Origin of the sequence: Actinophytocola glycyrrhizae, from assembly GCF_042653545.1 — a bacterium.
GTDB classification, from domain to species: domain Bacteria; phylum Actinomycetota; class Actinomycetes; order Mycobacteriales; family Pseudonocardiaceae; genus Actinophytocola; species Actinophytocola glycyrrhizae.
Map to the genome: position 1 here is coordinate 121839 of NZ_JBHSIS010000009.1, position 12760 is coordinate 134598.

General features: G+C 72.6%; 4 protein-coding genes. 2 read left to right on the forward strand and 2 right to left on the reverse strand.

What is annotated here, in order from left to right:
• Positions 1-82 precede the first annotated feature (82 nt).
• Positions 83-643 carry a hypothetical protein gene (locus ACFPCV_RS20470; RefSeq protein WP_378057861.1) on the forward strand — a complete coding sequence of 187 codons (561 nt, stop codon included), beginning with the start codon at positions 83-85 and terminating at the stop codon, positions 641-643.
• Positions 644-792: 149 nt separating this feature from the next.
• On the opposite strand, the gene sbnB is transcribed toward ACFPCV_RS20470, so the two are convergent.
• Complete coding sequence (sbnB, locus tag ACFPCV_RS20475) at positions 793-1815, reverse strand: 2,3-diaminopropionate biosynthesis protein SbnB (RefSeq protein WP_465251567.1); 1023 nt, start codon at positions 1813-1815, stop codon at positions 793-795.
• 4 nt (positions 1816-1819) lie between these two features.
• Positions 1820-2824: a 2,3-diaminopropionate biosynthesis protein SbnA gene (gene sbnA / locus ACFPCV_RS20480; RefSeq protein ID WP_378057863.1), complete on the reverse strand. Its 1005-nt coding sequence runs from the start codon at positions 2822-2824 to the stop codon at positions 1820-1822.
• 159 nt (positions 2825-2983) lie between these two features.
• Between sbnA and ACFPCV_RS20485 the strand changes: the two genes are divergently transcribed.
• Entirely contained in the window at positions 2984-12757 is a 9774-nt protein-coding gene (locus ACFPCV_RS20485) for an amino acid adenylation domain-containing protein (RefSeq protein ID WP_378057864.1), read from the forward strand.
• Positions 12758-12760 lie beyond the last annotated feature (3 nt).

Sequence of the window (12760 nt, forward strand, 5' to 3'; positions counted from 1 at the left end):
CGACACTTGAGGTGTAGCCAAACAGGAGAAAGAGAGAGTCACGATCTCCCTCAAGGAGCACCCAGTCGAGCACAAGAAGGCCATGGGTCGGCAGGCAGCACCGGTCACGGTGTCGCGTCCTGTGGGGACCGTGGCGGGCCGCGTCAGCGCGGTGACCCGGATCACCATGGGGTTGGTCTTCGGGTGGGCTTTCATCGACAAGCTGTTCGGACTCGGTTACGCGACCGGGGCGGAGAAGGCCTGGCTCAACGGCGGGTCGCCGACCAAGGGCTTCCTCGGCAACCTCGACCACGGCCCGTTCGCGGACACGTTCCGCGGCTGGGCGGGCGCGTGGTGGGCGGACTCGCTGTTCATGCTGGGGCTGGCCGGGATCGCGGTCGCGCTGCTGTTCGGTGTCGGCCTGCGGATCGCCGCGGTGTCGGGCACCGTGATGATGCTGCTGATGTGGGTCGCGGAGTGGCCGCTGGACCGGTTCACCGACGCCGGCGAGCCCACCATGTCGACCAACCCGATCCTCGACTACCACGTCCTCTACGCCCTGGTGCTGGTCTGGCTGGCGGTCGTCGCCGCCGGGCAGACGTGGGGCCTGGGCAAGCGCTGGGCAGCACTGCCGGTCGTGCGGGACAACCGCTGGCTGCGCTGACCATTCGCCTCTGACCACCACGATGGACCCCGGCCGTACGGCCGGGGTCCATCGTGGTGTGGGTCAATCCCGCCTGGCACTCGTGCCGCACCAGCTCGGCGGATCGCCGATCAACCGAGCTGACCCGCCACGGAAACCCCGATGGCGGGTCAGCTCGCCACCGCGTCGTAGAAGCCGGGAACCGGTGTGCCGCCGCCCTGTGCGGTGACGCGGTCGTGCACCCACTTGCCGACGGCCAGGTCGAGTACGCCGAGACCGAACGGGGAGAAGATCACTGGGGTGCCTTCCGGGCGGGCGGTGCGACCGGTCAGGAGGTCGGCGAGCGTGCCGTGGACGAACCCGCGGTTGCCGGTCCGCTGTTCGGTGAGGTGCAGCGAGGTGCGCTCGCGGACCGCGTGGTCGACGTCGTCGGTGATGTTGTGCGCGGCGAGGATCATCTCGGGCGACAGGTCGCGCAGCGACAGGTGCAGGACCACCGGGGCGTGGGCGAGCAGGGCGGGGTCGTGCAGGTGCGGCTCGCCCGCGACGGTGGTGAGCAGCACCACGTCGCAGTCGGCGAACGCCCCCGCGGCGTCGTCGACCGTGACCACGTCGGGAGCGCCCTGCTCGGTGAGCGCGGCGCCGAACCGGTCCGCCGCGGCACGGTCGAGGTCGAAGAGCCGGAAACCGCCGGTCCGCCACCCGAGGTCGCGCAGGAACTTCCAGACCTGCCTGGCGATCAGGCCGGTGCCGATGATGCCCACCCTGCGCGCGTCGCGCGTGCCGACGATGGTCTCCGCGGCGAGGACCGCGGAGGCCGCGGTGCGGGCGGCGGAGATGATGGACGACTCCAGGCACGCGAACGGGTAGCCCGTCTCGGCGTCGTTGAGCACCAGCACGGCCGACGCGCGCGGGATGCCGCGATCGCGGTTGGCCGGGAAGCTCGCGATCCACTTGATGCCAGCGACGTCGAACTCGCCGCCGAGGTAGGCGGGCAGCGAGATGATCCGCGACCTCGGCTGGTGCGGGAACCGCAGGAACGCGCTCTGGGGGTTCACGCTCGAGCCCGCGTCGTGTGCGAGGTAGGCGCGGCGGACCACGTCCAGGCACTCGGCGCGGTTGCCCTCAAGCTGATCTGCGACGTCGCCGCCGCTCAGCACCAGGAGGTTCGGCAGTGGAGCGGACATGGGCATCCCTTCATGCGGCGGCGTGGACCGGTTCGTCCGCGCGGAGTGTGCGGACCCAGGCCGGGTCGTAGACGGTCTCGGCGTACGCGTGGCCCCGGTCCGCGCACAGGAACGCGACGGAGGGCGTACGCCTCGGCACGGGATTGGCCGTGAAGAAGTGGCGGATGGCGTGGTAGACGCTGCCGGTCGAGCCACCCGCGTAGACGCCGTGCTCGCCGAGCAGGTCGTGGCAGCCGGTGATGGCGTCGGTGTCCGCCACGTGGACGACGTCGTCGATGAGCGCCTGTCCCACCAGCGGGGGCACGATCCCGGAGCCCAGCCCGGGGATGCGGCGTGGCGCGGGTGGTGCGCCGAAGATCGCCGAACCGACCGCGTCGACGGCGATCACCGCACAGCCCGGGAAGGTCTCCTTGACCCGGTGTGACAGCCCGGCGATCGTGCCGCCGGTGCCGACCCCGACGAACAGGTAGTCGAGCCGCGGCAGCGCGGTGCACAGTTCGGCGCCGGTGAACCGGTAGTGCGCCTCGGCGGCGTCGGCGTTGCCGTACTGGTCGGGCCAGTAGCCGGTGGGGTCGCCGGTGAGCAGCTCACGCACCCGGCCCAGCCGGGTGCGCAGGTATCCGCCCGTGCCGTCTGGCTCGGTGACCTTCTCCACGACCGGGCACAGGGCCCGCAGGTACGCCTCGGTGCCGCGGTTGCAGTGCGGGTCGAGCACCGGCACGAACCGCACGCCGAGCGCCACCGCGTAGGACGCGAGCGAGACCGCGAAGTTGCCGGAGGAGGACTCGACGACGGTCGTCCCGGCGTGCACATCGCCCCGGCCGATGGCCTGCTGGAGGATCCACAGCGCGGCCCGGTCCTTGGCACTGCCGTTGACGTTGCAGAACTCGAGTTTCGCGTACAGGTTCAGCCGGTCCGCGCGCAACGGCACGACCGGTGTCGGCGTCAGTCCGCCACGCAACACGCGGAGCCGATCGCTCAACTGGCCGCCCGGGAGACCGGTTGAGTGCGTCATGTACCAAGCGAAACCAGGTGGGCTCGGATTCGCCTCGTACGCGGTGGGTAATTCCGGTCGAGTCGCCGTGACCCAGCGGAAAGTGGCGATTACCCAGTGGTGACCGGCCGTTCCTAGCATCGAGATGCGATCCGTTGATGGCGTTGGAGGTGCGGCGGCATGACACGTCCAGCGGACGGGTTCACCAGCGTTCCACACGCGCTCGGGCACTGGGCGCGGGAACGGGGCGAGGACATCGCGTTCACTTGTCTCGGCGCGGGCAACGTCGTCGACCGGGTGTTCACCTACGGCGAACTGGCGGACGAGGCGGCGCGGGTCGCGACGTTCCTGCGCGCCACCGTGCGACCGGGGGACCGGGTGCTGCTGTTGTTCCCGCCCGGCGCCGGCTACCTCGCGGCGTTCCTCGGCTGCCTGTCCTCCGGCGCGGTCGCGGTGCCGCTGTACCCGCCACGGCCGGGTGCCAAGCTGGACCGGATCACCGCGGTGGTCGACGACTGCGCCGCCGCGGTCGCGCTGACCACCGGCCCGCTGGTGCCGTTGCTCGCCGACCTCCCCGTTCCCGTGCACGCCATCGACGAGCTGCCAGCCGCGACCACGGCCCCGGCGGTGCCCGAGGCGGCGGACCTGGCGTTCCTCCAGTACACCTCAGGGTCGACGGGCACCCCCAAGGGTGTCATGGTGAGCCACGCGAACCTGGCGGCCAACCTGCGCGCGATCGAGAGCGGGTTCGGGATCGGCCCGGACGACGTGGTCCTCAGCTGGCTGCCGATGTACCACGACATGGGCCTGATCGGCACCACGTTGCTCCCGCTGTACACCGGTACGCCCGCGGTGCTGCTGCCGACGTTCGAGTTCGTGCGGGACCCGTTGTGCTGGCCGCTCGCGATCGCGGAGTTCGGCGCGACCTGTTCGGGCGGACCGGACTTCGCCTACCGGTTGCTCGCCGACCGGTACGACGCGACGCGTCTGTCCGGAGTGGACCTGAGCCGCTGGCGGATCGCGTTCAACGGCGCCGAACCGGTGCGGGCGGCGACGATGGCCGCGGTGACCGAACGCTACGGCGCACAGGGATTCGCGCCGTCGGCGTGGTTCCCGTGCTACGGACTGGCCGAGGCGACCCTGTTCGTCGCGGGCGTGACCGCGGGCGATGGCCACTCGTCGACGCGGATCGACGGCCGGGACGTGGTGTCCGCCGGCACCCCGGCTGCCGACACGACGGTGGTCGTCGTCGACGCGGAGGGGGCCGCGGTGACCGGCGGCGAGGTCGGCGAGATCCTCGTCCGCGGACCCGGCGTCGCGCGGGGCTACTGGGGCAACCCGGCCGCGACCACGGCGGCCTTCCGCGCCACGGTGCCCGGACACGCGGGGGAGTTCCTCCGCACCGGTGACCTCGGGGCGGTCGTCGGCGGTGCGCTGCACGTCGCGGGCCGCGTCAAGGACCTGATCATCGTCGGCGGCCGCAACCACCACCCGCACGACCTCGAGGCGGCCGCCACGAGCACCGACCCGCGACTGCGTACCGCGGCGGCGTTCCAGGCCGGTGACGACGTGCTGCTGGTCGCCGAACTGACCGGCGCGGCGGTCCGCCTGCCGGCCGGCGAGCTGGCGGCGCTGTCGTCCGCCGTGCGGCGGTCGGTGTCCGTCGACTGTGGACTGGACCTGACCGGGGTCGTGTTCGTGCGCCCCGGCGCGATCCCGCGTACCTCCAGCGGCAAGATCCGCCGCGCGGCGACCCGTGACCGGTACGAACGTGGACAGCTGAAGGTGATCGGTCAGGCCGCCGCGGCGGTGGCGCCGAGGGATCTGCGGGCCGTGCTGGTGGACAGGATCGGTTTCGCGCCCACCCCGGCCGACGCCGCCCGTCCGCTGGCCGCGCTCGGCCTGGACTCCATGAAGCTCATGGCGCTCAAGGGCGCCGCGGAGTCGGCGACCGGCACCCGGCTGCCCGCCGAACTGTTCTTCGGTGACGCCTCCCTCGAGGATGTCCTCGCCGCCGTTCCTGCCGCCGCCCACGCTGAACCGACCGTGTTCGTGCCGGACGAGTGCCCGGCCACGGACAGCCAGCTGCAGATGCTGTTCCACGACCAGCTCCACCCGGACGACCGGTCGAACACGTTGTCGGCCGCCCTGCGCCTGGGCCGCCGGTTCGAGCCGGAGCAGATCCGTGCCGCGGTGGCCGCCGCCGTCGCCGCGCACCCGGCGCTGCGCACCACGATCCGCGACGGCCTCCAGCACGTGCACGACGAGCCGCGCTTCGACTGGGAGGCGGTGGACGCCGAGGGGAGTGACGAGCGGGCGTACCTCACCGAGGTGTCCGGTCGCCCGTTCGACCTCGCCGACGGCCCCCTGGTGCGGTCCGCCGTGGTGCTCGCCCCGGCGAGCACCACCCTGCTGGTCGCGTGCCACCACGCGGTCGCCGACTACCTCTCGCTACGCGTCGTGCTCACCGACGTCGTCGCGGAACTGGTGGGGGACAAGGACTTCGCGCGCAGCGGCGACACCACCGCGGACCCGCGCATGTGGGCCGTCGAACAGGTTCGCCACCTCGCCACACCGCGGGCACAGGCACGGCTCGCGGAACTCGCGGACCGGTGGCGCCCGGTGCGCAACGAGCTGCTGTTCCCCGCACCGCCGGTGCCGCGCCGCCGCAAGCCCGCCGCCGTCGTGGACTTCACCATCGACGCCGGCCGCACCGCCGCGCTGTACGCGCGCAGCGCCGCACGCGGTGCCACCGCGTTCACGACCGTCGCCGCCGCGTACCTGCGTGCGCTGCACCGCGTGACCGGCCGACCGGCCCTCACCATCGGCACCACCCACCACGGCCGCACCGACACCCGCTTCGCGAACACCGTCGGCTATCTCGTGAATCCGGTGCCGCTGCGGTGCGACTTCACCGGCGGTGACCGCCTCGCCGAGGTCGAGGACCGCACGCGCCACGCGCTCCGCGACGCGCTGCACACCGCCGACCTCCCGTTCGCCGCGCTCGTCCGCGCGCTCGCGCCCGACCGGCACGGCCAGAACCCGCTGTTCCAGGCGACCCTCACCTACCAGCAGTCGGCGGACGGCGGGTTCGGCGACGGGTTCGCGGTCCCGTCCAGCGGTGCGCACGACACGATCGGCGGCGTCGGCGTAACGGTGGTCGACGTGCCGCCTGCCGACGTGGCGTTCGCGCTCAGCCTCTACGGGGCGCGGGACGGCGACCGCATGGTCTACCGCCTCGTGTACCAGCGGGACCTGGTTGGCGAAGCCGTGGCACGGCGCGTGGTCGAGGAGTTCCGGCTGGCCATCGACGAGGTTGCCGACGAGGTTGCCGACGAGGCCCTCGGCGGCAAAGGGCTGGTCCTGGCCGAGGAGGTACCGGGGCCGACGCTCGGGTGGGCGGCCAACCTCGGGGCCGCCTTCGCCCGCACCGTCGAGTTGTACGGGGACCGCACCGCGATCAGGTGCGGCGCGGACAGTCTCACCTACCGCGAGCTGGATGCCCGGGTCGCGGCGCTCGCCGGGGCGATCGCCACCCGTACCACGGACAGCGACCTGCCGGTCGGCATCCTGCTGGACCGGTCGATCGACATGGTGGTGGCCGCGCTCGCGGTCGTGCGCACCGGCGCGGCGTACGTCCCGGTCGACCCGTCGACACCGGTCGCCCGCACCAGCCTGATCCTCGCCGACGCCGCTCCTTCGCTCGTGATCACCTCGGCCTCGCTGGCCGGGCGGGTGGGTGACGCGGCACCGGTGCTGCTCGTGGACCGGCTACCGCACGCGGCGCCGCTGCCGGGCGACGCGTGCCGGGCGGGGTGGGAAAGCCGGGCGTACGTGATCTTCACGTCGGGCACCACCGGCAGACCGAAGGGTGTCGCGGTCTCGCACGGCAACCTGTTGCGGCTCCTCACCGCGACCGAGGACCAGTACGCGTTCGGGTGCGACGACGTGTGGACGTTGTTCCACTCGTTCTCGTTCGACTTCTCGGTGTGGGAGATGTGGGGCGCGCTGCTCTACGGTGGGTGCCTCGTGGTCGTGCCGCGCGAGACCGCCACCGACCCGGCCGCGTTCCGCGCTCTGCTGCGCGACGAGGGTGTGACGGTCCTGAACCAGACTCCGACCGCGTTCACGCAGCTGATCGCGGAGGACGCCCGGCACACCGACCGCCTGCCCCTGCGGCACGTCGTCTTCGGCGGCGAGGCACTGCGCTTCGCCGATCTGCGCGGTTGGGTGACCAAGTACGGCGACACCGCGCCGCGGCTGGTGAACATGTACGGCATCACGGAGACCACCGTGCACGCCTCGTTCCGCCGGGTCCTCCGCGCCGACCTCGACCGCACCGACAGCCCGATCGGGGTGCCACTGCCCGATCTGGACTTCGTGCTGGTCGACGACGAGCTGAACCCGGTGCCGGACGGCGCGACCGGCGAGATCGTGGTGACCGGACCCGGGGTGGCCGCCGGCTACCTGAACCGCCCCGACCTGACCGCGCAGCGGTTCGTGACGGTCGGCGGCGTGCGTGGCTACCGGTCCGGTGACCTCGCCGTCCGCACGGAACACGGTGAGTACGTCTACCAGGGCCGCCGGGACGACCAGGTCAAGATCCGCGGCTACCGCATCGAACTCGGGGAGATCCAGGCCGCCCTGGCCGGGGCGCCCGGCGTGCGGCAGGCCGCCGTGGTGGTGGACCAGCCCGCCGCGGACGTCGTGGCGAAGAAGCCCGCCTCGACGTTCCGGATCTCCGACACCCGCGAGCTGATCCGCGGCAGCGCGGCACCGCGAACGTCGGGCACCGCCAGGATCGTCGCCTATGTCGCGGGCGACGGGCTCGCGGGCGACGAGGTGTTCGCGCACCTGCACACCCACCTGCCCGGCTACATGGTGCCCGCGTCCGTGGTCGCGGTCGACGCGATCCCGCGGAACCACAACGGCAAGGTCGACAGGGACCGCCTGCCCGCCCCCACGGCGGCCAACACCCTCCGCGCGTCCACTGTGGACGACACGGTGGCGAGTCCGGCCGAGCGGCGGATGTGCGGGCTGTTCGAGGAGGTCCTCGGCACCACCGGCGTCCGGCCCGACGACTCCTTCTTCGCCGTCGGCGGCGACTCGATCATCGCGCTGCGCCTGCGGACCGCCGCGCTCGCCCACGGGGTCGCGATCGAACTGGCCGACATCTACGCGTTGCAGACGCCAAGGGCCATCGCCGCCGCGGCGGGCGCACCGCCCGAGGACGCCGTCGCACCGGTCGTGCCCTTCGCGCAGATCGGCGCGGCCGACCGGGCGCTGGTGCCCGGCGGCGTGGTGGACGCCTACCCGGTCAGCACGCTGCAGGCGGGATTCCTGTTCCACAGCGCATACCAGACCGACGTGAACATGTACTGCGACGTCTTCATGTTCACCTTCGGTGCCCGCTACGACCACGCCGCGATGCGCGCGGCCGTCGACCGGGCCGTCGCGAAGCACGAGATGCTGCGCACCTCGTTCGACTTCACCCGCTACTCCGAACCGTTGCAGCTGGTGCACGCCACCGCACACCTCCCGCTCACCTGCGCGGACCTCCGCGACCTCGACGAGAACGCACGGCAGGCGGAGCTTTCCGCCTGGTGCGAGCGCGAGAAGCGAACGCCTTACGACTGGGCGACCCCGCCGCTGGTGCGGTTCGCCGTGCACGTCCTGACCGACGACACGTTCCGGTTCGCGATGAGCTTCCACGACGCCACGCTGGACGGGTGGAGCGAGTCGGTGATGATGACCGGCATCCTCACCGAGTACTGGGCGCTGCTGCACGACCGCCCACTGGGCGCGGTCGAACCGCCGGTGCGGCGCTACGCGGACTTCGTCGCCGCCGAGCGGGAGGTCCTGTCCCGGTCCTCGGCGCGGGAGTTCTGGGCGCGGGAGATGGCCGACGTGGTGCCGACCCCGCTGCCGTCGCTGGCGTCCGGTGCGAGCGACGTCCACGACGGGCGCATGGGGTTCCTGTCCGTCGACCTGCCCTCGGACGTCTCGGCAGGGCTCGACGAGCTGGCAGGCGAGCTGCGGGTGTCGCTCAAACACGTGCTGGTCGCGGTGCACGCACGGGTGCAGGCCCTGGTGTCCGGGCAGGCGGAGGTCGTGGTCGGCATCGTGTCCAACGGCCGGGTCGCGCAGGAGGGCGGCACCGAGGCGCTTGGCGTGCACATCAACGTCGTGCCCTTCCGGCTGCCCGCGACCGGGCGGACGTGGTCCGAGCTGGCCAACGCCGTGCTGGCCAAGGACACCGAGCTGCTCGCGACGCGCGGGTTCCCGTACGCGGAGATCCGGCGGCTCGCCGGTGCCGGTGGTGACCTGTTCGACGTCAGCTTCAACTTCACGCACTTCCACGGCTACGAACGGCTCGCCGCCGCCACCGGCATCGCCGTGCTCGACGCGCACGCCTGGATGCAGACCAGCTTCGCGCTGCGGGTGGAGCTGAACAAGGACCCGTTCTCCCGGCTGCTGTCGCTGGACCTCGAGGCCAACATGGAGCGGGTCAGCGAGGCGCAGCTGCACCAGATCGGTGAGCTGTACCGCAACGCGCTGGCGCACGTCGTGTCCGCACCGGACGAGGTGGCGACGAACCGCCACCTGCTCGGCGAGGACACCTACCGGCAGCTGCTGGCGGCAGGCCGCGGTCCCGTGTGCCCGCGGGCCGCCGACGGTTTCCTCGCCACCTTCGCGAAATCCGTGGCCGCGCACCCGGACCGGGTGGCCGCGGTGTGCGGCGGCGACTCGGTCACCTACGCCGAGCTGGCCGCGCGGGTCGCGTCGGGCGCCGGGTGGCTCTCGGCACGCGGGGTGCGGGCCGGGGACGTGGTGGCGCTGCGCGCGGGCCGTGACATCGGCTACCTCGTCGCGCTGATGGCGGTGCTGCGGGTCGGCGCGGTGTACCTGCCGCTGCCCGCCGGACCCGCGTCGAGAGTCGCGAGCATGCTGCGACGCGGCGCGGCCGTGCTCGTGCTGCACGACGACGAGTCCGCCGACGTGGTGCGCGCGGCCGCGACGGGGATCGACACGGCCCGGCTCGCCGACATCGGGGACCACCTGCCGTACCCCGGCCCGCTGCCGGGTGGCAGGGACGGCGCCTACGTCATCTTCACCTCCGGCTCCACGGGCGAGCCGAAGGGGGCGTTGATCCGCCACGACGGCATGCTCAACCACGTGCTGGCGAAGGTCGGCGTGCTGGGCATCGCGGCGGGCGACCGGGTCGCCCAGGACGCCGCCGCCACCTTCGACATCTCGCTGTGGCAGTGGTTCTCGCCGCTGGCCGTCGGCGCCACCACCGTGATCTACCCGGACGAGATCGGCCAGGACCCGCCCCGCCTGCTGCGGGCCGTGGCCACCGACGGCATCACCGTGCTCGAGGTGGCGCCCTCGGTGCTCAGCGTGTTCTGCGCGGAACTTGCGCACTACGGGGTGGCGGCCTTCCCGCCGTTCGCGCTGCGCTGGGTCGCCTCCAGCGGCGAGACGCTGAAACCGGGTGCCGCGAACGAGTTCCGCCGCCTGCTGCCCGCCGTTCGGCTGCTGAACATGTGGGGCATCACCGAGACCTCCGACGACACCACGCACCACGAGGTCACCGGTGACGTGGACGAGCGGCTGCCTTCGGTCCCGGTCGGCACGCCGATCGAGAACACGGCCGTGTACGTGCTGGACGCGACCGGACAGCCGGTGCCGAGGGGCACACCGGGGGAGCTGTACGTCGGTGGCGTCGCGGTCGGCGCCGGCTACGTCAACGACCAGGAACGGACAGCGGCGGCGTTCGTGCCGGACCCGTTCGAGCCGGGCGCCACGCTCTACCGGACCGGCGACCGCGGCAGGATGCTCGCGGACGGGCTGGAGTTCCTCGGCCGCGTCGACCGGCAGCTGAAGATCCGCGGCCAGCGCGTCGAGCTCGGTGAGGTCGAGGCCGCGCTCGCCGCCGTGCCCGGTGTCGCCGAGAGCGCGGTGGTCGTGCGCACCGACGAGGGCGAGAACCGCCTCGCCGGGTTCTTCGTGGCACGCACCGCGTTGTCCGCCTCGGACATCCGGGCGGCGCTCGGCGGGGTGCTGCCCCGGTACGCGGTGCCCGACTTCCTGGTCCGCCTCGACGAGCTGCCCAGGACACCGCACGGCAAGGTCGACGCGTTGGCGTTGCGGCGCACCGAGGTGCTTCCCGCGCGGGAACAGACCGCACCCGCCCCGCCCGCGACCGCCACCGAGGCCGCTGTGCTCGAGGTGATCGCCGGGGTGCTCAAGACCGGCGCCGCGGACCCGGCCGCCGACTTCTTCGAACTGGGCGGCCACTCCCTGCACGCCACCCACGTGATGGCCCGGCTGCGCGACCGGTTCGGCGTCCACCTGCCACTGCGCCTGCTGTTCGAGCACCGCACGGCACGCGGGATCGCGGCCGCCGTCGACGAGGCGGTGGGCGACTGGCGGGCGGAGGAGGTCGCCGCGCACGGCATCCCCGAGCGCCCGGCGGGCATGACCCGCTTCCCGCTCACGCTCAACCAGGCCAGCCTGTGGTACCTGCACCAGGTCGCACCGGAGGACCGCGCCTACGACAACCTGAGCCTGCTGCACATCCGCGGCCCGCTCGACGTGGCCGCGCTGCGGGCCGCGGTGGCCACCATGGCCCGCCGCCACGAGGTGCTGACCGTCCGGTTCGGCGACCAGGGTGGCGTGCCCTACCAGACCCCCGCGCCGGGCGCGCCGGTCGAGCTGGCGGTCGTCGACGCGACCGGGGTGGCGGCCGGACGGGAGGCGATGATCGCGCACGTCCTCGGGCACGACCACCGGTTCGACCTGGCGCGCGGCCCGCTCACGATCGCCCGGCTGCACCGGTTCGGTCCCGAGGACCACGTGTTCGAGTGGCGGCTGCACCACATCGTGACCGACGGCTGGTCCTCCGACGTCGCGATGCGGGAGATCCGGGAGGCCTACCTCGCCCACCTCGAGGGCCGCGCCCCCGACCTGCCCGAACTGCGGGTGCAGTACGCCGACTACGCGCGCTGGCAGGAGGACTTCCTCGGCACGCTGGCGCAGCCGGAGGAGAACTTCTGGAAGTCCTACCTGGACGGTTACGGCGGCGTGCTGGACCTCGCCACCACCCACCCGAGGACCCCCGGCCGGGCGCGGACCGCGGGCTACGCCACCCACCGGTGGGACCCCGTCACCGCGGAGCGGATCACCGCGTTCGCCGCGCGGCGCCACGTCACCCCGTTCATCCTGGGGCACGCGGTCACGGCGGTGCTCATGGCGAAGGCCGCCCAGCAGTCCGACGTGGTGGTCGGCGCGGTCGTCGCGGGCCGGACCGTGCCGGAGACGGAGAACCTGATCGGGTTCTTCGCCAACACGTTGCCGCTGCGGTACTCCGTCGACGTCACCGCCACCCCCGCCGACGTGCTCGCCCCGGTCGCGGACAGCGCGGTGAGCGCGCTGGAGAACCAGCTCCTGCCCTTCGGCCGGATCGTGGAGAGCAGCGGGGTCACCCGCACACCGGGCGTCGCACCACTGGTGCAGGTGCTCACCACGTTCGACAACTTCCCGTTCGACCTGTCCGGCCTGCCCGGGCTCACGAGCACCCTCGTCCAGGTGCCGCAGGAGACCAGCCGGTTCGACCTGCTGTTCCGGTTCGTCGAGTGGGACGGGCTGGAGCTGACCATCCAGTACGACGCGACGCTGTTCTCGCAGGGAGCCGCGGGGCAGCTGCTCGACGGGGTGGTGCGGTTGCTGGACTTCTTCGTCGCCTCACCGGACCGGCCACTCACCGAGGCGGTGTTGTGCGACGACGCGAGCCGGTCCGCGCTCGCCGCGATCTGGCGGGACCTCACGGGCACGGACCTGACGTTCGACGCGGCGACCGCCACGACCGTGCTCGCGTCCGAACACGCGACCGCGTTCCTCGACCTGGCCGAACAGCGCGGACTGCTCACCGCGCTCCTGCTGGCGCTGTGACCT